Origin of the sequence: Pseudomonas sp. MM213, from assembly GCF_020423045.1 — a bacterium.
In the GTDB taxonomy this organism is placed as follows: domain Bacteria; phylum Pseudomonadota; class Gammaproteobacteria; order Pseudomonadales; family Pseudomonadaceae; genus Aquipseudomonas; species Aquipseudomonas migulae.
Genome location: NZ_CP081943.1, coordinates 6,399,317 through 6,419,595 on the forward strand (window position 1 = coordinate 6,399,317; position 20,279 = coordinate 6,419,595).

Consider the following 20,279-nt stretch of genomic DNA (forward strand, 5'->3'; position numbering starts at 1 on the left):
TTTTTTTTGGAGCGTTTCAATGAATCCCCATGAGCAGTTTCGCGAAGAAGTAAAAGACAACATCGAAGGCCTGAAGAAGGACAAGGCGCTGCAAGCCGAGTCGCTGGGCTGGGTCGGCACCACGGCCAAACACAAGTACACCTACAACTTCAGCTGGATGGGCCGGCCGATCATTCAGTTCCCGCAGGACATGGTCGCCATGCAGGAAATCATCTGGAACCTGCGTCCGGATGTGATCGTTGAAACCGGCATCGCCCACGGCGGTTCGCTGGTGTTTTACGCCTCGATCCTGGAACTGATGGGCCATGGTGAAGTGCTGGGTGTCGACATCGATATCCGCCAGCACAACCGCGAAGCGATCGAAGCTCACCCGATGAGCAAACGCATCCAGATGATCCAGGGTTCGAGCATCGACACCGCCATCGTCGACCAGGTGCGCGAGCGCATCCAGGGCAAGAAAGTGCTGGTGGTCCTGGACTCCAATCACACCCACGAACACGTGCTCGAAGAGCTGCGCCTGTATGCACCGATGGTCTCGGTGGGCAGCTATTGCGTGGTCATGGACACCGTGGTCGAAGACATGCCGGAAGATGCGTTCCCGGACCGTCCATGGGGCAAGGGTGACAACCCGAAAACCGCGGTCTGGGCCTACCTGGAAGAGAACCGTGATTTCGAGATCGACCAGGCCATTCACAGCAAGCTGCTGATCACTGTCGCGCCGGATGGCTACCTGCGCCGAGTACGTTAAGCGACACCTCTATTCAAGCGTTAATCAGGCAATCGGTCTGTGGTGGGGAAGGATATGCAAGGCATTTACGGTTCTGAAAACATGCGGCCCTTGAGTGAACTGTTCACTCTGGTGCTGATTACACACAATCGCCCGACGTTCCTGCGCAGGGCATTGCAGTACTACAGCACGTTGCCTTGCAAGATCCTGGTTCTCGATTCGTCGGCCATCGCACTGGAGGGCGCGGCGACGGTTGCGGACACCATCGACTATCGGCATTTGCCGCAATTCGGCTACTGGGGAATCCAGGCCAAACTGGTGTACGGCGTCGAGCAGGTCACCACGCCTTACATGGTCTTCGCCTCCGACGATGATTTCCTGATGCACGGTGGCCTCACCGAGTCGGTGAACTTCCTCGAAGCCAACCCCGACTACGGTCTGTGCCATGGCTATTGCCTGATGTACCTGACCCACTCCAACTATGTGCAGTACTACCTTCGTGACAAGAAAGTAAACGAGGACTACAACGCCGAGCTCGGTCAGGATCGTGTACTCGATTACGTGAGCCAGTACATTCCGCCGTTCTATGCGGTCCATCGGACTTCGCTGCTGCGTGACTGGTATGCCGCGATGCCTGAAGGAACGATCTTCCAGTGGCAGGAGATCGGGCATGTCTACTACATGCTCGCCCGGGCCAAGGCGCGGATTCTTCCAATTCCTTACGTGGTGCGTGAGGTCAACTATGGCCGCTCGGATCACAACACCGAGATCATGACGACCCTGGCCCTCAAGGACGCCCGGTCTGTCGCCGACCGTGAGCGTTTTGCCGGCTTCCTGGCATCGCTGCCGACCGGCATCAAAGGTCTGGATGAACACCAGACCGCGCAGGTCGCGCTGCAAAGTTTTGCCGCCCTCGCCGAGAGCCTGACGAAACGCAACGCGCTGACCATCGAGCCGATTTTCGAGTCTTACTGGACGGATCCGACGATAGGGCCGAAGCGGGTCTTCGGCCCTCAGCAATACGTTGAAATGCCGTTTTATAACAGTGCCTTCTTCGACCAACTGACGCAGTGCGAATTCCTGCTTCATTCGATGCCGGCGGGACGCTTGCAACTCGAAGAAATGGAAGGCGCGTTGCTCAAGCAGGAAGCGTTGCAGCGCACCTATTCCAATGACACTCCGGCGACCATCCAGACCCGTCTGATTGAAGCCGTTGGCCTGGGAGCGTTCAACCGTCGGGTGATGCAGAAACTGGCGCAGCAGCTGTTGGATATGGATGAAGCCGCTGATGCCCGGATACTGACCGACTGGGTTGAGCGTCTGGACAGCGTGCCAACCTTCGACAGCCGTCAGTTGCTCGACACAATGCCGTCGGGACGTTTGCAAAACTGGCTGCAGGCCCGGCAACCGAACGACACCGCGGTGCGCAAAATCAACCAGCACCTGGCGGCCAACGAAGGTGGCCCTCAGTTCGGCATTCTGCTGCTCGATCTGGACGCAGACATGGACAAGCTTCAGGTCACTCTGGACAGCCTCATGGAAAGTGCGTTCCGGGCGTTCAAGGTGGTGATCTTCACCACGGGCGACTTGCCGGCAGTCACCACGGCACAAAACACCCTGCATTTCGTCAAGGTCACGGCGGCCAATTACGTCGACAAGCTGAACCAGATCGCTCGTCAGTCGACGTCGGACTGGTTGCTGCTGGCCGAGGCGGGGGACGAGTTCACCGCTGCCGGCTTCTTGCGTGCCAGCCTCGAGTTGCAAGACGCCGACGGCTGCCGTGCGGTGGCGATGGACGAAATTCATCGCCAGGAGAATGGCACGCTGGTCGATGTGTTCCGGCCAGCCTTCAACCTCGACCTGTTGCAGAGCCTGCCGTCACTCCTCGCGCGGCACTGGCTGATTCGCCGCGAAGCGCTGGTGGAAGTCGGCGGTTTTGCCCGCGAGTTCGCCTCGGCGCTCGAGTTCGACCTGCTGCTGCGCCTGATCGAAACCGGTGGCCTGGCCGGCCTTGCCCATTTGGCCGAGCCGTTGCTGATCACCGCCGCTCCTGAGCCGACAGCCAACGAGCACGAGCGTCAGACGCTGGTCCGTCATCTGGTGACCCGCGGTTATCAAGCCCAGGTCAGTGCCGAAGCATCGGCTGGTTTGCGTATCGAATACCGCCATGCGGGGCGTCCGAAGGTATCGGTCATCATCCATAGCCAGGACAACCTGGAGCACTTGCAGCGCTGCCTGGTCAGTGTCTTGCAGCGCACGCGCTATCAAAACAACGAAGTTATCATTGCCGATAACCACAGCCAGTCCGCCGAGCTTCACACCTGGCTGGACAGCCTGGAACGAAACGGACGGGGCCGGATTCGTCTGGTCAAGGCTGAACAGCGTCTCAGCACGTCAGCCCTGATCAACCTCGCAGCCGGCGAGGCTCAAGGCGAATACCTGGTGCTGCTGGCGGCGGACGCCGAAGTGGTCAACGCCAACTGGATCGAGGCGCTACTCAATCAGGCCCAGCGTCCCGAAGTCGGCGTGGTCGGTGCCAAGCTGGTGGACCGCGAAGGCAGCGTGACCGGTGCCGGGTTGATTCTGGGGCTCAACGGCGGGATTGTTTCGCCCTTCATCGGTGAGAAGAAGGATGCGTCGGGCTACATGCGCAGACTGCTCGTCGAGCAGAATTACGCGGCTGTCAGCGGTGCATGCCTGATGATCCGCAAGGAAGTATTCGACGCGCTCGGCGGTCTGGATCGGGAGCATTTCGATGACGTGTACGCCGATGTCGATCTGTGCCTGAAAGTCGCCGACGCCGGGTTGCTCACGGTGTGGACGCCGCAAGTGCAAGTTACCCACCCGGGCACCTTGCCGGACGCTCCCCAGGCAGTGGCGGCCCTGCGCGACAAGTGGCAGGCGCGTTTCGCGCACGACGAGGCTTACAACAACAACCTGGCCTTGACCGGCAAGGGCTTTGCCCTGAGTGAACCGGCCCCGGTGAACTGGGCGCAGTTGCTCGCATAAGCCTGACTGACAGGTACAAGGACTCAAGGCATGTTCAACGGTAAATCGATTTTCATCTCTGGCGGTACCGGCTCGTTCGGGCGCAATTTCATCCGCCGGCTGCTGGAGCAATATCAGCCGAAGCGGGTGGTGGTGTTCTCGCGCGATGAGCTCAAACAGTACGAGATGCAGCAGACGTTCAACGCGCCGTGCATGCGTTACTTCCTCGGTGATGTGCGCGATGCTGATCGTCTGCGCCAGGCCATGCGCGGCATCGATTACGTGGTGCATGCCGCGGCACTGAAACAAGTGCCGGCGGCGGAGTACAACCCGACCGAATGCATCCGCACCAACGTCAACGGCGCGGAAAATATCATTGCCGCGGCCATCGACAACGGCGTGAAAAAAGTCGTCGCGCTGTCCACCGACAAGGCTGCCAGCCCGATCAACCTGTACGGCGCGACCAAGCTGCTGTCGGACAAGTTGTTCGTCGCCGCGAACAATATCGCCGGCGACCAGAACACCCGTTTTTCGGTGGTCCGTTACGGCAACGTTGCCGGTTCGCGTGGCTCGGTGGTGCCGTTTTTCAGCAAGCTGATCGCCGAGGGCGCCACGGAGCTGCCGATCACCGATGAGCGCATGACGCGTTTCTGGATCACCCTCGATCACGGTGTGCAGTTTGTGCTCGACAGCTTCGCCCGCATGCACGGTGGTGAAGTGTTTGTGCCGAAGATCCCGTCGATTCGTATCGTCGATCTGGCACTGGGCATGGCTGAACATTTGCCGCACAAGAACGTCGGCATTCGTCCGGGAGAAAAACTCCATGAGTTGATGGTGCCGCTGGACGACGCGCGGATGACCCTGGAGTTTGCCGATCACTACACCATTCAACCTTCGATTCGGTTCACCAGCGTCGATGTGGATTTTGCTGTCGACAAACTGGGCGAGCAGGGCCGGCCTGTCAGTGAAGACTTCGAGTACCGTTCCGACACCAATCCGCACTACCTGTCGGTTGGTCAGATTGCTGATCTGCACGCGAAACTGCCGGCATGATTCCCTACGGTCGGCAGAGCCTCGATCAGGCAGATATCGATGCGGTGGTCGCCGTGTTGCAGTCGGACTGGCTCACTCAAGGGCCGACCATCGAACGCTTCGAACAGGCATTGGCGCAACGTTGCCAGGCTGATTTCGCCGTGGCGGTGTGCAATGCCACGGCGGCGTTGCACATTGCCTGCCTTGCGGCCGGACTCGGCCCGGGCGATCGGCTATGGACTACGCCGAATACGTTTCTGGCTTCGGCCAACTGTGGTCGCTATTGCGGCGCCGAGGTGGATTTTGTCGACATCGATCCACTGACGTGGAATCTCGACGCTTACGCACTGGCGTCGAAGCTTGAGGCCGCCGAGCGCGATGGCACGCTGCCGAAGGTGCTGGTGGCCGTAGCGTTTTCCGGGCAGAGCTGCGACATGCGCATGATCGCCGGGCTGGCCGAACGTTACGGTTTTACGGTGATTGAGGATGCGTCCCACGCGGTCGGTGCTTCCTATGCCGGACGCCCGGTGGGCTGCGGCGAATTTGCGGCGATGACGGTGTTCAGTTTTCACCCGGTGAAAATCATCACCAGCGCCGAAGGGGGCATGGTGTTGACCAACCGCCCTGAACTGGCCGAGCGCTTGCGGCGTCTGCGCAGCCACGGCATGACCCGCGATCCGCAACAGATGACCGAAGCCAGTCACGGCCCCTGGTACTACCAGCAGGTGGAACTGGGCTTCAATTACCGGATCACCGATCTGCAGGCGGCACTCGGTCTGTCGCAGCTGGACAAGCTCGATGGCTTTATCGCGCGTCGCCGTGAACTGGCGGCGCGTTATGAGCGGTCGCTGGCGTACTTGCCGCTGACCTTGCCCGGCGCGCAGCCGGAGGCCGAATCGGCGTGGCATCTGTACGTGGTGCGGCTGCACACCGACCGGATCAACCTCAGTCATCGCCAGGTGTACGAAGGCTTGCGAGCGGCCGGGGTCGGTGTGAACCTGCACTACATACCGGTGCATTTGCAGCCGTACTATCGCGACCTGGGGTTTGCCGAAGGTGACTTCCCGCAGGCCGAACGTTATTACGCCGAAGCCATCAGCCTGCCGATGTTTCCTTTGCTGAGCGATGAACAGCAGGACTATGTGGTGGCGCAACTGCGGCGCCTGGTTCTTGAGGAGTAGTGTTGTGAGCAGCGTTGCGATCATTCCGGCCCGCGGCGGCAGCAAGCGAATCCCGCGCAAGAACCTCAAGCCGTTCGACGGCGTACCGATGATCGTTCGTTCGATTCGCACGGCGCTGGAGTCGCAACTGTTCGACCAGGTGATCGTCAGCACCGACGATGAAGAAATCGCCGAGGTCGCGCGGGCTCACGGGGCTCAGGTGCCGTTCTTGCGTCCGGCGTCGTTGGCCGACGACTTCACCGGCACCGCCGCGGTGATCGTTCATGCCTTGAATCAATTACCAGCGTTCGACTATGCCTGCTGCATCTACGCAACCGCACCGCTGTTGCAGGTACGGTTTCTGCATCAGGGACTTGAACTGCTGGAGCAGCATCCGGAAAAATCCTTCGCGTTTTCCGTGACCGATTTCGGCTTTCCCGTGCAGCGCGCCTTGACCCTCGACGAGCAGGGCGCGCTGACATCGTTGTACCCGGAATTCCGCAATACGCGGTCGCAGGATCTGGCCGCAGCCTTTCAGGACGCCGGCCAGTTCTACTGGGGACGCCGCGAGGCCTGGTTGCGCGGCGACGTGTTGTTTTCCCCGGTGAGCCTGCCGGTGATCCTGCCGCGGCATCTGGTGCAGGACATCGACACCCTCGAAGACTGGACGCGCGCCGAATACTTGTACGCTGCGCTGAAGGCTGGTGGTGAGTTGCAATGAGAGTGCTGATTCGCTCCGACGCGTCGCGCACCATTGGCAGCGGGCACATCGCCCGTTTGTTGCCGTTGGCCAGGGTTTTGCGCAAGCAGGGCTCGCATGTTGCTTTTGCATGCCGCCAACTGCCGGGGCATCGGCTGGACATGCTGGCAGCCGAAGGCTTTGAAACCTTTGCGCTGCCCGATCGTTATCCCGACGAAGACCCGCAACAAGCCATCGAATCCATGCTGCCGTGGCAGGCGGACATCGACGCGCTGGCGCACGCGTTGGAAAGCCATCCTGCATTCGACTGGATCATCGTCGACCACTATGGGCTCGACCATTACTGGCAGACGGCGGCCCGGCGCTGGGCGCCACGGATCGCCGCGGTGGACGACCTCGCCACTCGCCAGTACGCCGTCGACCTGCTGCTCAACCAGAACCTGTCGGGTACACCAGAGGCTTATGGTTCGCTGCTTGAGCCTGGTTGCCAGACGTTGTTCGGCCCGCGATTCGCGATGCTGCGCGATGAGTTCTGCTGCCCGGCAATTGCGATCAAGCCCCAGGTAAAACGGGTGCTGGTCAATTTCGGCGGTTTCGATGCGGCGATGCAGACTTATCACGCGATGTTGGCGATGGCCGATTTCCATGCGCTGGAAGTTGATTTCGTGGCCGGTGCCGATAACCCGGCATGGGACAAGATGATGGCCATGGCGGCGAGTCATCCCAACTGGCGCTTGCACAGTTTTGTCAGCGACTTCTACCATCTGATGATCGAGGCTGACCTGTTCGTCGGCGCCGGTGGGGGAACCAGTTGGGAGCGGGCGGCTCTGGGGTTGCCGACGATTTGCATTGCGGTCTCGAATAATCAGCAGGCCAACGGCGAGGTCATGGCGGCCTCGGGCGCCCATGTGTACCTGGGCGCCCGTGAGCAGGTGAGCGTCGAACAATTGCGTCAGGCCATCGGTTTTGTCGCGGGCAATCCTGGGATACGCCAGAGTCTGGCCGAGCATTCGCGCCAGTTGGTGGATGGTCGGGGCGCACAGCGGGTGGCGGCCGCCCTGGCCGGCGCGGTGTTGCTGATCCGCCCCGCGACCACCGACGATGCACAGCTTCTGTTCGACGGGCGTAATGCCGAAGCGGTACGGCGCTGGTCGCGGGAGACCGGGGTGATCGAATGGTCGTCGCATCAAAACTGGCTGGCCGCCAGTTTGAACAATGCACAGCGTCTGCTGTTGATCGCCGAGGCGGATGACGGCCCGGTGGGCGTGTTGCGTTATGACTTGTGCGAATTTGAAGCCGAAGTCTCGATTTATCTGTTTGAAGATCGCATCGGCCTGGGCTGGGGCAGGGCGCTGCTGGCTCGGGGCGATGCCTTCGTGACCACCCATTGGCCGCAACTGCGGACTATCACCGCTCAAGTCGTGCCAGATAACCAGCCGTCGCTGAAGGTTTTTCGCGAAGCCGGTTTCACTCAGAGTGCTTGCGTGTTCACGCGCGAATTAAAGGATCACTGCAATGACTAGCTTCAAAATTGGCGACCGCTTGATCGGGGCCGATGCGCCGCCGTTCATCATCGCCGAGATGAGTGGCAACCATAACCAGTCATTGGACATGGCCCTGCAAATCGTCGATGCCGCAGCCAAGGCGGGTGCGCACGCCTTGAAGCTGCAAACCTACACAGCCGACACCATGACCCTGGACCTGTCCGAGGGCGAGTTCTTCATCAAGGACCCGAACAGTCTGTGGGTCGGATCTTCCCTGTACGCGCTCTACGAAAAAGCGCATACGCCGTGGGAATGGCACGCGCCGATTTTCGCCCGCGCCAAGGCGCTGGGGATGCTCGCGTTTTCCACGCCGTTTGATGACACCGCAGTGGACTTCCTCGAAAGTCTCGACGTGCCGGCCTACAAGATCGCCAGTTTCGAGAATACGGACCTGCCGTTGATTCGTCGGGTCGCTGCGACCGGCAAGCCATTGATTATTTCCACCGGCATGGCCAGCATCGCTGAACTCGACGAAACCGTACGTGCCGCCCGCGAAGCCGGTTGCAAGGATCTGGTGTTGCTCAAGTGCACCAGCACCTACCCGGCGACGCCCGCCAACAGCAACGTGCGGACGATTCCTCATTTGCGCGAATTGTTTGGCTGTGAAGTCGGGCTGTCTGACCACTCGATGGGCGTCGGTGTGTCTGTGGCCGCGGTGGCCCTCGGGGCGACGGTGGTGGAAAAGCACTTCACCCTCGACCGTAGCGCCGGTGGCGTGGACGCCAGTTTTTCGCTGGAGCCGGCGGAGCTCGCCAGCCTGGTGATAGAAACCGAGCGCGCGTGGCAGGCCATGGGGCATGTGCATTACGGTGTGACGGACGCCGAGCGCAAGTCTCTGATGTACCGCCGCTCGCTCTACGTGACTCAGGACATGGCTGCCGGCGAGCCCTTTACTGTCGCTAATCTGCGAGCCATTCGTCCGGGGCTGGGGTTGGCTCCAAAACACGCAGAAACCCTTCTGGGCCGCCGTGCCCGTCAGGCCATCCCGCGCGGAACGCCGCTGGACTGGTCGTTGGTCGAATAACCCCTTATGGTGCTGATTCGGCAAAATAGCGTGACCTGCGAGTCATAACGCGCATCTTCACTGTATTGTATTAATCGGGAAGGTGGCGCCTGGCCTGTTTTTGGCCCAGTGGTAGCCTTTTATTCTTCCCGCTGTCGCCTCAATGAGGCGGCGTTTTTCTCCGTTTGTCGGCGCCCCTCGAATCATTACGAGCGGTGGTATTGGGCTGTTTATTATTGGGAAGCCGTAATGATTGGCATAAAAAGCATTGCGAGCTACGTTCCTGTAGCCGGCGTGGACAATTACGCACAAGGTGCAAAATTCGAAAAGGATGAAGAATTCATCCTGGGCAAGATCGGTTCGGCCTTCCTGCCGCGCAAAGACGCTGGTCAGGAAACCTCGGACCTGTGTGTCGAAGCAGCCAATGCGCTGTTCGCCAACAATCCGGACTTGAAACGTGAAGACATCGACGTACTGATCGTCGTCACGCAGAACGGCGACGAAGAAGGCCTGCCGCACACCGCCGCCATCGTTCAGGACAAACTGGGCCTGCCGACCACCGTCGCCGCGTTCGATATTTCCCTGGGCTGCTCGGGCTACGTCTACGGCATCTACGCCATCAAGGGCTTCATGGAAGCCGCAGGCTTGAAGAATGGCCTGCTGATCACCGCAGATCCGTACTCGAAGATCGTCGACCCGGAAGACCGCAACACCACCATGCTGTTTGGCGATGCCGCCACTGCAACCTGGATGGGCGAAAACGCGCCATGGCAACTGGGCAAGGCCAAGTTCGGCACCGACGGTTCCGGTGCGCCGCACCTGAAGGTGACCGACGGGGTGTTCTTCATGAACGGCCGTCAGGTGTTCAACTTCGCGCTGCTGAAAGTCCCGGCGCACTTGCACGAACTGCTGACCGATTCGCAGCTCACCGCTGACGATATCGATGCGTTCTGCATTCACCAGGGCAGTGCCGCGATTGTCGACGCCGTAGCGCGACGCTTCGAAGGCGAGCCGGAGAAGTTCATCAAGGACATGGTCGAGACCGGCAACACCGTTTCGTCGAGTATCCCGTTGCTGCTGGAGAAACACGTACTGGACTCCACCTGGAAACGTGTGGCGTTGAGCGGTTTCGGCGTTGGTTTGTCATGGGGCTCGGCGATTATCTATCGCCCTTGATCCTTCAAAAGCCAGGCATAAAAATAGCGTTCAAGGTGTAACCTTGAGCGCTATTTTTTTTTGCCCGAATGAAAAGCGAGGCTCCATGAGCGAGTTGTTTGAGCGCAACGGCGAGTTGATTCAGCGGCGTTGGCCCAAGGTCTGGCATCGACTGTCGGTGGAGAACAGCGCCGAGTTGCGCGCTGATCTGGTGGATGGCCAGGGCTCGACATTGAGCATCAATGGCATTCAGTTGACCAGTCGCCATGACCGCACTCGCGAAGCGTTGCTTCAGGCCGGCAGCCTGCCCGTCGACAGTCCGGTGGTGCATGTCTATGGCACCGGGCTGGGGGATTTGCAGCTGCAATTGCTGGAGCGAACCGGGCTTGAACGGTTGTACGTGCACATTCTGAACGGCGCGGTGTTTTCCCTGGTGCTGCAACTGCTCGATCAACAGTCGTGGCTCGCCGATTCACGAGTGGTGCTGCTGTACGCCGGCGATCTGGCGGAAATCCAGTTGCCGTACTTCGCGCTGCCTTCGGAGCTGGTGCTGGCGGACGACTACAACGCCAAGATCCGCGACCGGCTGATCAGCGAAACCCATTTGACCTTCAACAATCGCGAATTCAATGCCGACAATCCGGAGATTGCCGAGCGTTTGCAGGCGAGTGTCGAGCGTGTTCGCGCCGATGCCGATGCTGCGGAGCTGTTTGCCACCTGTTCCGGCAGGGAAGTGTTTGTCATTGCCACCGGACCCAGCCTGGAACAGCACTTCGACACGCTGCGCGCGGTACGCGAACAGGCGCAGCGGCCGTTGTTCATTTGCGTCGATACCGCCTACCGACCGCTTATCGAGCATGGGATCAAACCGGATGTGGTGGTCACGATTGATCAGCGCATCTCGACGCGACATTTGCCGCCCGATGCCACGAGCGAAATCACGCTGGTCTACATGCCCATGGTTGATCCGGAGGTCTTGGGGGGCTGGCAGGGCAAGCGTTACGTGGCCTATTCCGCCAGCCCTGTCTATAGGGACATGCGCGAGCAGTTGCCCAAGGCCCAACTGTTTGTCGGTGGCAGTGTGATTCACCCGGCGGTGGATCTGGCGGTACACATGGGGGCCAGCCAGATTACGCTGTTCGGCGCCGATTTTGCTTTTCCGAACAACAAGACCCACGCCGGCTGGAATGACGGTGATCTTGGGCCGCAGGTGGGCGCTGCCCGGCACTGGGTGCTCGATGGCCACGGTCAGCGAGTCAAGACGCAGCTCAATTTCCGCAGTTACTTGTGCGAGCTGGAACGGTACATCGCCGGGCATCCTCAGATGGCTTTCTATAACAGCAGTCGGGCAGGGGCGATGATCGTCGGCACGACGTTTCACCAGGAGCTCACGCGATGACTGAATCCTCCCTGATTGCCGAGGCGCGTCAGTGTTCTGTTTTGTTCCGTCTGGGGCGAGATGTCGAAGCGGCGCTGCACATGGTCCAGATATGCAGTGATGTGCAATCCGCAATGGGGCACGAGACTGTCGAGGTCCAATCCCGCTGGACGGCGTTGCTCACCCACATGCAGGCCTGTCAGGAGGCGCAGGATTGGTTGGCGCTGGCCGATTATCTTGATTATGAGTTGCCCCAAATGCTGGAAGCGGCCGCGGCCGGTCAAGGCTTTTGACAATGTGCCGGTACAGGCGAGTCCTCGCTGTCCCGTTACCGGCATTTCCCTGACGTCACTTTTTTGGATTGGCTTGCCGCCAAGCCCTTGTTTTATGGGGGGTGGCAGTGTGATGGCAAATTTTTTTCAAAATGGCCTAAAGCAACCTGCATTCGCGACGATAACTATTACGAAGGTTCTCTAGGCCATACCCGGCGGTTGCCAGGGCCGGAAGCCGCAGTACCCAACCAACGAGGAATTCGTCATGGCTTTGACAGTAAACACCAACACTACGTCGCTGAACGTTCAGAAGAACCTGAACCGTGCTTCCGACGCGCTTTCGACTTCGATGACTCGCCTGTCTTCCGGCCTGAAAATCAACAGCGCCAAAGACGACGCCGCCGGCCTGCAAATCGCTAACCGTATGACCTCGCAGATCCGTGGTCAGACCATGGCTATCAAAAACGCCAACGACGGTGTTTCGATCGCTCAGACCGCTGAAGGCGCTCTGCAAGAGTCGACCAACATTCTGCAACGTATGCGTGAAATTGCACTGCAATCGCGAAACGACTCCAACGGCACTGCTGACCGTACCGCTCTGGACAAAGAATACCAACAGTCGGTTGCAGAACTGACCCGTATTGCTCAGTCCACCAACCTGAACGGCAAAGCGCTGATCGACGGTACTGCTGGCGCGATGGAATTCCAGGTAGGTTCGAACACTACTTCCGACAACCAGATCACTCTGACCCTGTCGACCAGCTTCGACGCCAGCGCCCTGGGCATGACCGGTACTACCATCTCCGGTACTTCCAACTCGGGTAACCACAACTCTGTATTGTCCGCGATCTCGGCCATCAACATTGCCCTGGACAAAATCAACTCCACTCGTGCTGACCTCGGTGCTGCTCAGAACCGTTTCTCCACCACGATCTCCAACCTGCAGAACATCAACGAAAACGCCAGTGCTGCACTGAGCCGCGTACAAGATACCGACTTCGCTGCTGAAACTGCACAGCTGACCAAGCAAAACACCCTGCAACAAGCTTCCACTTCGGTTCTGGCCCAGGCCAACCAACTGCCATCCGCTGTACTGAAACTGCTTCAGTAATAGCTGGGTAAGTTTTGGCGGGGGAGTGCGCACGCGCGCTCTCTCGCTTTTTCAATTTAAGAGGTGATGGACATGGATATGAGCGTGAAGCTGAACTTGTCTTATCCTGCCGCGAAGCCGGCGACGACTGTTGCTGAACAATCGGTGGAAAAGCCTCGAGCCGATGCTGCCACCGTGGCAACGGTCAAGGATGAATCAAAAGACGCGCAAAGCGAGCAGGACAAACTGAAGATGGCCGTTCAGGAAATCGAAAAGTTCGTTCAATCGATCAAGCGCAATCTGGAGTTCTCGATCGATGAACCTTCAGGCAAGGTTATCGTTAAAGTGATCGCCAGTGAGTCGGGTGAAGTGGTTCGCCAGATCCCCAACGAAGAAGTGCTCAAACTGGCCAATAGTTTGAATGATGCAAGCAGCCTGTTGTTCAGCGCTAAAGTCTGACAGCTGGCACGAATTTTGTTGCTATGTTCTTTTGGGCGTTGTAATGGTCAAAAGGCCGGCGACACACTGAAGGGAGTCCCACATGGCAAGTCCAATTCTACCGGGTCTGGGGTTAGGCTCCGGCCTTGACACCACGGCTATCGTCAAAGCTTTGGTTGATGCTGATAAATCGGCCAAGCAAACCCAGATCAACCGGCAGACGAACACCAATACATCGCAGATTTCCGGTGTCGGGACCCTCAAGAGTGTGTTGGCGAATTTCCAGGCCGCGATCAAAAACCTTGGTGATACCAAGACCCCTCAGTTCCTGGGTTACAACGCCACGAGTTCCGATCCCAAAGTGCTGACCTCTGTCGCCAGCAACTCGGCGGTCAACGGCACGTATGTCATCAAGGTCAACTCCCTTGCGACTTCATCCAAGGTGGCGACCGCTGCGTTTCCCCTTGGCCCTACCAGTGCCATTCAGGACGGTACGCTCAATATCACTCAAAATGGCATTGCCCGACCGGTCACCATTCCTCCTGGTGCTACGTTGCAGACGGTGCGGGATGCGATCAACACCCAGCAAGGCGCCAATGGCTTCAGTGCCAACATTGTCACTGACTCCTTCGGGTCGCGTCTGGTCCTGGGGTCTACCGCGACCGGTTTGGGTTCCGATATCACGCTCAGTGGTATTCCTGGCCTGGAAATTACCGCGGGCCAGAAAATGGGTGCCACGCCTGATGAGAATTCGGCGGGTGCCATCGGCGAACTCGCTGCGAATGCCAGCTTCACGGTTGACGGGCTGGCTATCTCCAGCAAATCCAACACCGTGGATGGCGCCATTTCCGGCCTGACACTGAATCTGGTGACGACGGGTACTTCCACTGTGACGGTCGGGCCGAACAGTGACGGTTTGAAAAAATCGATCCAGGCTTTTGTCGACGCTTTCAACCAGGTGGTCAGCACTGTCAGTACGCTGAGCAAGCCTTCCCTGGATAAAGATGGCAAGCCAACCATTCCCGCGGCATTGACCGGTGACTCGCTGGGTCGCAGTGTTCTGGCGTCGATCCGTGAGCCGTTGGCAAGTACCGGTGCTGGCGACAAACTGACCGTGCTTTCGCAGTTGGGTATTACCACTAACCAGAAAACCGGTGCGCTCGATTTTGACAGCACCAAGTTCTCTGCGGCGATGGATACGCAGAAACTGGGTGGTGAAATTCAGAAGCTGTTCCTGGGTGATCCAGCGGCGACTGGCGATGCGGCCAAGGGGCTGCTGGAGCGAATGAATTCGGCGATTACGCCTTATACCGTTACTGGCAACGAAGGCATCCTCGATGCGCGTTCGGCCAGCCTGGCGAAGGTTAAAACCAACCTGGCCAGCCAGCAGGAGGCACTGGATCGTCGAGTCGCGACTCTGACAACCGTGCTGACCAAGAAGTACAACGACATGGACACTCTTGTCGGCAAGCTCAAGGCAACGGCGAGCAACATTACCTCGATGTTTGAGGCGATGAACGCACAGAAAAAAGGCTGATAGCGCGTAGGCGCCAAAAGCCCGGCAGCGAATTCCGCTTGTCGGGCTTTTTTTGTTTCGATCTAAAGATTTTTGACGCGGTGTCGATACACTGGCTATACGAATCACAAAGTTTTGATGAGGTACAGCATGAACCCGATGTTAGCCCTTCGGCAGTACCAGAAGATTGGTGCTCAGGCCCAGACTTCCGAAGCCAGCCCCCATCGCCTGGTGCAAATGCTCATGGAAGGTGGGCTGGATCGCATCGCTCAGGCCAAGGGTGCCATGGAGCGCAAGGATATTCCCAACAAAGGCATTTTCATCGGCAAGGCGATCGCGATCGTCGGTGGCTTGCGTGAAGGCCTGGACCTGGAAAATTCGATTGAGTCTGTGGGTGAGCTGGACAAGCTGTACACCTACATGATGAAGCGCCTGGCAGAAGCCAACGTCAAAACCGATCCAAAGATTCTCGACGAAGTCGCCGATTTGCTTCGCACAGTCAAAGAAGGCTGGGATGCTATCGCCGCGCCGGGTCCGCAGTTTTAAGGAGATCACCATGAGTCTTGTATTGCAGCGTATCGAACACACCCGTGATGCCCTCGTCGGTGCCTTGGCCGAGCGCAATTGGGAAGCCATCGGTGAGTTGGATCTGGCTTGTCGTTCCTGCATGGAAGACGTCTTGAGTGAAGCTTCGGTAGACGAGGCCGCCTTGCGTGACAATCTTGAAGAGTTGCTGGGGGTGTATAAGCAGCTTCTGGAGGCGGCGACAGGGGAGCGACAAGCAATAGTTGATGAGATGTCGCAGATCCATCAAGCACAGAACGCTGCAAAGGTTTACCATCTGTTTGGTTAATTAATCCTCAGTTAATCCAAACATAGTGCGCCATAAATTTGACTGTGCACGGTTTTTTGACTTAACTAGTGGCTGGTTCCAGATTTCAGGCGTCTACAGGCATAACGTGTCTGCAAGCGTCTAGCTTGCCCCATCATTTCGGGCATTGAGTTGACTAGGGAAGTTGCTATTGCATGTGGCGTGAAACCAAAATTCTGCTGATTGATGACGATAGCGTCCGCCGCCGCGACCTGGCGGTGATTTTAAATTTTCTTGGCGAAGAAAATTTACCCTGCGGTAGCCATGACTGGCAGCAGGCTGTCGGCTCTTTGTCATCAAGTCGTGAAGTGATCTGTGTCCTCATCGGGACGGTCAATGCTCCTGGTGCACTTCCGGGCTTGTTAAAGACACTCTCTACCTGGGATGAGTTCCTTCCGGTTTTGTTAATGGGCGATAATTCTTCCGTTGACTTGCCAGAAGACCAGCGTCGCCGAGTGCTTTCGACCCTCGAAATGCCACCCAGCTACAGCAAACTGCTCGATTCGCTGCACCGTGCCCAGGTCTATCGCGAGATGTACGACCAGGCCCGCGAGCGCGGTCGTCATCGCGAGCCCAACCTTTTCCGCAGTCTTGTCGGCACCAGCCGGGCGATTCAACACGTCCGTCAGATGATGCAGCAAGTAGCCGACACCGACGCCAGCGTGCTGATCCTCGGCGAGTCGGGGACTGGCAAGGAAGTGGTCGCGCGCAACCTGCACTACCATTCCAAGCGTCGTGACGCGCCGTTCGTCCCGGTCAACTGCGGGGCGATCCCGGCCGAGTTGCTGGAAAGCGAATTGTTCGGTCATGAGAAAGGCGCGTTCACCGGGGCGATCACCAGTCGCGCCGGGCGTTTTGAGCTGGCCAACGGCGGCACGCTGTTCCTCGACGAAATCGGCGACATGCCGCTGCCGATGCAGGTCAAGCTGCTGCGCGTGCTGCAGGAGCGCACTTTCGAACGCGTGGGCAGTAACAAGACCCAAAGCGTCGATGTGCGCATCATCGCGGCGACTCACAAGAATCTCGAAAGCATGATCGAGATCGGCACTTTCCGCGAAGACTTGTACTACCGCCTGAACGTGTTCCCGATCGAGATGGCACCATTGCGCGAACGTGTCGAAGACATTCCGCTGCTGATGAACGAGTTGATCTCGCGCATGGAGCACGAGAAGCGCGGTTCGATCCGTTTCAACTCCGCAGCGATCATGTCGCTGTGCCGTCACGGCTGGCCGGGCAACGTTCGCGAACTGGCCAACCTGGTGGAGCGCATGGCGATCATGCACCCGTACGGGGTGATCGGTGTGGTCGAGTTGCCGAAGAAATTCCGTTACGTCGATGACGAAGACGAGCAACTGGTCGATAGCCTGCGCAGCGATCTTGAAGAGCGCGTGGCCATCAACGGTCACACTCCGGACTTCACCGCCAACGCCATGCTGCCGCCGGAAGGCCTGGACCTGAAAGACTACCTCGGTGGTCTGGAACAGGGCCTGATCCAGCAGGCGCTGGATGATGCCAATGGCATCGTGGCGCGCGCTGCCGAGCGGTTGCGGATCCGTCGTACCACGCTGGTAGAGAAGATGCGCAAGTACGGCATGAGCCGTCGCGATGGTGATGAACAGGCGGATGATTGACGCCTGTTTTTCAAGTCGTTCATTTGTAGGCGGTTTTTTTTAGGCACGGGTATTGCTACATCCCTCGCAACGTTCCGTTTAACTGACGGTCAGCCAAGCGAGAGAGCCCGATGCCCCAAGCCGCCCAGATGTCTCCTGTCCCTGATGCTTCGGGACAAACGTCGTCCGTAGAGCAGGCAAGCCGGCTTGGCCTTGAGCAGGCTTTCGCGTTGTTCAACCAGATGTCCAGCCAGTTGACCGACTCCTACAGCATGCTCGAAGCCCGGGTCACCGAGCTCAAGGGCGAGCTGGCGGTGGTCAGCGCTCAGCGCATGCAGGAGCTGGCGGAAAAAGAACGCCTGGCCAACCGCCTGCAAAACCTCCTCGATCTATTGCCCGGCGGCGTTATCGTCATCGACGCCCAGGGCATCGTGCGTGAAGCCAACCCCGCTGCTTGTGAATTGCTCGGCCTGCCTCTCGAAGGCGAGCTGTGGCGTCATGTCATTGCCCGATGCTTCGCGCCGCGCGAAGACGACGGTCACGAAATCTCGCTCAAGGACGGTCGGCGTCTGTCGATCGCCACCCGCTCGCTGGATGCCGAGCCTGGCCAGTTGGTATTGCTCAACGACCTGACCGAAACCCGTCATCTGCAAGATCAACTGGCTCGCCACGAACGCCTGTCTTCCCTTGGTCGAATGGTCGCGTCGCTGGCTCACCAGATTCGTACGCCGCTGTCCGCCGCATTGCTTTACGCCAGTCATTTGACCGAGCAAGAACTGCCGGTTGCCACGCAGCAGCGTTTTGCCGGGCGCCTTAAAGAGCGTTTGCATGAGCTGGAGCATCAAGTGCGCGACATGCTGGTGTTCGCTCGTGGCGAGCTGCCACTGACCGATCGCGTCACGCCGAAAATGCTGATGCAATCCTTGCAGGCAGCGGCGCTGACCCATGTGCAGGATTTGCCGGTTCGCTGGCAGTGCGACAGTCATGCGGGTGAGCTGCTGTGCAATCGTGACACGCTGGTCGGGGCGATTCTCAATCTGATCGAGAACGCGATCCAGGCCAGTGCCGGCGACGTTCGCTTGAAAGTCCATCTCTACACCCGCGACAACAACCTGCGTGTCTGCGTCAGTGACAGCGGCAGCGGCATCGATACGAAAGTGCTGGCGCGTTTGGGTGAGCCATTTTTTACCACTAAAACCACCGGGACCGGCCTTGGCCTGACCGTGGTCAAGGCCGTGGCTCGTGCCCATCAGGGAGAATTGCAGCTGCACTCGCGGTTGGGTCGCGGCACCTGCGCGCAGGTGATTCTGCCGCTGTTTTCTGATGAAAAGCGCAGTGCTCAGGGAGTGGAGTGAACGACATGGGGATCAAGGTTTTGCTGGTCGAGGATGACCGCGCATTACGCGAAGCACTGACCGATACGTTGTTGCTCGCAGGGCATGACTACACAGCCGTGGGGTCGGCCGAAGAAGCGCTGGACGCCGTCGGAGCCGAGGCGTTCAGCCTGGTGCTCAGTGACGTCAACATGCCGGGCATGGACGGCCATCAACTGCTCGGATTGCTGCGCTCTCGCCAGCCGCAGTTGCCGGTGCTGCTGATGACGGCGCACGGCGCCGTAGAGCGCGCGGTCGATGCGATGCGTCAGGGCGCGGCGGATTATCTGGTCAAGCCGTTCGAGCCCAAGGCTTTGCTGGATCTGGTTGCGCGGCATGCGCTGGGCAGCCTCGGCGCTGCCGACAGCGAGGGGCCTGTAGCGTTCGAGCCGGCCAGTGCGCAGTTGCTGGAATTGGCCGCACGGGTGGCGCGCAGTGATTCGACGGTGTTGATCTCCGGTGAGTCCGGGACCGGTAAAGAAGTGCTGGCGCGTTACATCCATCAGCATTCTCATCGCGCCAGCCAGCCGTTCATTGCGATCAATTGCGCGGCGATTCCCGACAACATGCTCGAGGCAACGCTGTTCGGTCACGAAAAGGGTTCGTTCACTGGTGCCATCGCGGCGCAGGCCGGCAAGTTCGAACAGGCCGACGGCGGAACCATTCTGCTCGACGAAATTTCCGAAATGCCCCTGGGTCTTCAAGCCAAGTTGCTGCGCGTGTTGCAGGAGCGCGAAGTTGAGCGGGTCGGCGCGCGCAAACCGATCACGCTGGATATTCGGGTCGTCGCCACCACCAACCGTGACCTTGCCGGTGAAGTGGCGGCAGGGCGTTTCCGTGAAGACCTTTACTATCGCCTGTCCGTATTTCCGTTGGCCTGGCGTCCGTTGCGCGAACGCACCGCCGACATCCTGCCGCTGGCCGAGCGGCTGCTGACCAAGCACGTCAATAAAATGAAGCATGCGGCGGCGCGACTGTCGCCCGAGGCGCAGGCGTGCCTGATCGGCTATCCGTGGCCGGGCAATGTGCGGGAGCTGGATAACGCGATTCAGCGTGCATTGATTCTGCAGCAGGGCGGTGTGATCCAGCCGCAGGATTTCTGCCTGGCCGGGCCGGTTGCCTGTGCGCCGTTGCCGGCATTGGCCGCCGTGCCGGTGCGGGGCGTGGAAGTCGAGTCCGAGTCTGCCGGTGCATTGGGTGACGACCTGCGTCGCCGCGAATTCCAGATGATCATCGATACCTTGCGCTCTGAGCGGGGTCGTCGCAAGGAAGCGGCAGAGCGTCTGGGCATCAGCCCTCGCACCCTGCGCTACAAACTGGCGCAAATGCGTGATGCCGGAATGGATGTGGAAGCGTACCTGTTCGCCACCTGATTTTACTTTGTGGGAGCGAGCCTGCTCGCGATGGAGTCAGGAGCGACGC

At 59.1% G+C, this 20,279-nt stretch carries 18 protein-coding genes; all 18 read left to right on the plus strand.

From position 1 onward, the window contains the following. The first annotated feature begins 19 nt into the window (after positions 1–19). The 18 genes from K5R88_RS29115 to K5R88_RS29200 all read left to right on the plus strand — a co-directional run bounded on the left by K5R88_RS29115 (position 20) and on the right by K5R88_RS29200 (position 20,230). Positions 20–748 (plus strand): cephalosporin hydroxylase family protein, encoded by a 729-nt coding sequence (locus K5R88_RS29115; RefSeq protein WP_192226020.1) that lies wholly within the window; start codon positions 20–22, stop codon positions 746–748. A 54-nt stretch (positions 749–802) separates the two neighbouring features. Next, the gene (locus K5R88_RS29120) at positions 803–3,736 is read left to right on the plus strand and encodes a glycosyltransferase family 2 protein (RefSeq protein WP_226298812.1); all 2,934 of its coding nucleotides are present in this window, start codon (positions 803–805) and stop codon (positions 3,734–3,736) included. 30 nt (positions 3,737–3,766) lie between these two features. Further along, entirely contained in the window at positions 3,767–4,768 is a 1,002-nt protein-coding gene (pseB, locus tag K5R88_RS29125; protein ID WP_008044619.1) for a UDP-N-acetylglucosamine 4,6-dehydratase (inverting), read from the plus strand. Further along, on the plus strand, positions 4,765–5,928 hold the full coding sequence (gene pseC, locus K5R88_RS29130) for a UDP-4-amino-4,6-dideoxy-N-acetyl-beta-L-altrosamine transaminase (protein WP_226298813.1): 1,164 nt from the start codon (positions 4,765–4,767) through the stop codon (positions 5,926–5,928). Before pseB ends, pseC begins: the two co-directional genes overlap by 4 nt. A gap of 4 nt (positions 5,929–5,932) precedes the next feature. Then, positions 5,933–6,628 carry a pseudaminic acid cytidylyltransferase gene (gene pseF / locus K5R88_RS29135; protein ID WP_226298814.1) on the plus strand — a complete coding sequence of 232 codons (696 nt, stop codon included), beginning with the start codon at positions 5,933–5,935 and terminating at the stop codon, positions 6,626–6,628. Then, positions 6,625–8,130 (plus strand): UDP-2,4-diacetamido-2,4,6-trideoxy-beta-L-altropyranose hydrolase, encoded by a 1,506-nt coding sequence (pseG, locus tag K5R88_RS29140; protein WP_226298815.1) that lies wholly within the window; start codon positions 6,625–6,627, stop codon positions 8,128–8,130. The genes pseF and pseG overlap by 4 nt, the downstream gene beginning before the upstream one ends. Further along, positions 8,123–9,175, plus strand: coding sequence for a pseudaminic acid synthase (gene pseI / locus K5R88_RS29145; protein ID WP_226298816.1), 1,053 nt, complete (start codon positions 8,123–8,125; stop codon positions 9,173–9,175). The genes pseG and pseI overlap by 8 nt, the downstream gene beginning before the upstream one ends. 228 nt (positions 9,176–9,403) lie before the next feature. Continuing rightward, a complete protein-coding gene (locus K5R88_RS29150) occupies positions 9,404–10,330 on the plus strand; it encodes a ketoacyl-ACP synthase III (protein ID WP_008035244.1) in 927 nt (308 codons plus the stop codon). 85 nt (positions 10,331–10,415) lie between these two features. Beyond that, entirely contained in the window at positions 10,416–11,708 is a 1,293-nt protein-coding gene (locus K5R88_RS29155) for a motility associated factor glycosyltransferase family protein (protein WP_226298817.1), read from the plus strand. Continuing rightward, complete coding sequence (locus K5R88_RS29160) at positions 11,705–11,980, plus strand: hypothetical protein (RefSeq protein ID WP_223449643.1); 276 nt, start codon at positions 11,705–11,707, stop codon at positions 11,978–11,980. Before K5R88_RS29155 ends, K5R88_RS29160 begins: the two co-directional genes overlap by 4 nt. A gap of 244 nt (positions 11,981–12,224) precedes the next feature. Then, entirely contained in the window at positions 12,225–13,070 is an 846-nt protein-coding gene (locus K5R88_RS29165) for a flagellin domain-containing protein (protein WP_008044606.1), read from the plus strand. A 72-nt stretch (positions 13,071–13,142) separates the two neighbouring features. Further along, on the plus strand, positions 13,143–13,508 hold the full coding sequence (locus tag K5R88_RS29170; RefSeq protein ID WP_008044605.1) for a flagellar protein FlaG: 366 nt from the start codon (positions 13,143–13,145) through the stop codon (positions 13,506–13,508). Positions 13,509–13,590: 82 nt separating this feature from the next. After that, entirely contained in the window at positions 13,591–15,024 is a 1,434-nt protein-coding gene (gene fliD / locus K5R88_RS29175) for a flagellar filament capping protein FliD (RefSeq protein WP_226298818.1), read from the plus strand. Positions 15,025–15,153: 129 nt separating this feature from the next. After that, the gene (fliS, locus tag K5R88_RS29180; protein WP_008044602.1) at positions 15,154–15,549 is read left to right on the plus strand and encodes a flagellar export chaperone FliS; all 396 of its coding nucleotides are present in this window, start codon (positions 15,154–15,156) and stop codon (positions 15,547–15,549) included. Positions 15,550–15,559: 10 nt separating this feature from the next. Beyond that, positions 15,560–15,856, plus strand: coding sequence for a hypothetical protein (locus tag K5R88_RS29185; RefSeq protein WP_008044601.1), 297 nt, complete (start codon positions 15,560–15,562; stop codon positions 15,854–15,856). A 173-nt stretch (positions 15,857–16,029) separates the two neighbouring features. Beyond that, positions 16,030–17,505, plus strand: coding sequence for a sigma-54 dependent transcriptional regulator (locus K5R88_RS29190; protein ID WP_008044600.1), 1,476 nt, complete (start codon positions 16,030–16,032; stop codon positions 17,503–17,505). A gap of 110 nt (positions 17,506–17,615) precedes the next feature. Further along, entirely contained in the window at positions 17,616–18,839 is a 1,224-nt protein-coding gene (locus tag K5R88_RS29195) for a sensor histidine kinase (protein WP_404943246.1), read from the plus strand. 5 nt (positions 18,840–18,844) lie between these two features. After that, complete coding sequence (locus K5R88_RS29200) at positions 18,845–20,230, plus strand: sigma-54-dependent transcriptional regulator (protein ID WP_226298819.1); 1,386 nt, start codon at positions 18,845–18,847, stop codon at positions 20,228–20,230. Positions 20,231–20,279 lie beyond the last annotated feature (49 nt).

Bases quoted from the DNA above. Each gene is read 5' to 3' on its own strand.
- K5R88_RS29115 (WP_192226020.1), top strand. From the start codon at position 20: ATGAATCCCCATGAGCAGTTTCGCGAAGAAGTAAAAGACAACATCGAA.
- K5R88_RS29120 (WP_226298812.1), top strand. From the start codon at position 803: ATGCAAGGCATTTACGGTTCTGAAAACATGCGGCCCTTGAGTGAACTG.
- pseB (WP_008044619.1), top strand. From the start codon at position 3,767: ATGTTCAACGGTAAATCGATTTTCATCTCTGGCGGTACCGGCTCGTTC.
- pseC (WP_226298813.1), top strand. From the start codon at position 4,765: ATGATTCCCTACGGTCGGCAGAGCCTCGATCAGGCAGATATCGATGCG.
- pseG (WP_226298815.1), top strand. From the start codon at position 6,625: ATGAGAGTGCTGATTCGCTCCGACGCGTCGCGCACCATTGGCAGCGGG.
- pseI (WP_226298816.1), top strand. From the start codon at position 8,123: ATGACTAGCTTCAAAATTGGCGACCGCTTGATCGGGGCCGATGCGCCG.
- K5R88_RS29150 (WP_008035244.1), top strand. From the start codon at position 9,404: ATGATTGGCATAAAAAGCATTGCGAGCTACGTTCCTGTAGCCGGCGTG.
- K5R88_RS29155 (WP_226298817.1), top strand. From the start codon at position 10,416: ATGAGCGAGTTGTTTGAGCGCAACGGCGAGTTGATTCAGCGGCGTTGG.
- K5R88_RS29160 (WP_223449643.1), top strand. From the start codon at position 11,705: ATGACTGAATCCTCCCTGATTGCCGAGGCGCGTCAGTGTTCTGTTTTG.
- K5R88_RS29165 (WP_008044606.1), top strand. From the start codon at position 12,225: ATGGCTTTGACAGTAAACACCAACACTACGTCGCTGAACGTTCAGAAG.
- K5R88_RS29170 (WP_008044605.1), top strand. From the start codon at position 13,143: ATGGATATGAGCGTGAAGCTGAACTTGTCTTATCCTGCCGCGAAGCCG.
- fliD (WP_226298818.1), top strand. From the start codon at position 13,591: ATGGCAAGTCCAATTCTACCGGGTCTGGGGTTAGGCTCCGGCCTTGAC.
- fliS (WP_008044602.1), top strand. From the start codon at position 15,154: ATGAACCCGATGTTAGCCCTTCGGCAGTACCAGAAGATTGGTGCTCAG.
- K5R88_RS29185 (WP_008044601.1), top strand. From the start codon at position 15,560: ATGAGTCTTGTATTGCAGCGTATCGAACACACCCGTGATGCCCTCGTC.
- K5R88_RS29190 (WP_008044600.1), top strand. From the start codon at position 16,030: ATGTGGCGTGAAACCAAAATTCTGCTGATTGATGACGATAGCGTCCGC.
- K5R88_RS29195 (WP_404943246.1), top strand. From the start codon at position 17,616: ATGCCCCAAGCCGCCCAGATGTCTCCTGTCCCTGATGCTTCGGGACAA.
- K5R88_RS29200 (WP_226298819.1), top strand. From the start codon at position 18,845: ATGGGGATCAAGGTTTTGCTGGTCGAGGATGACCGCGCATTACGCGAA.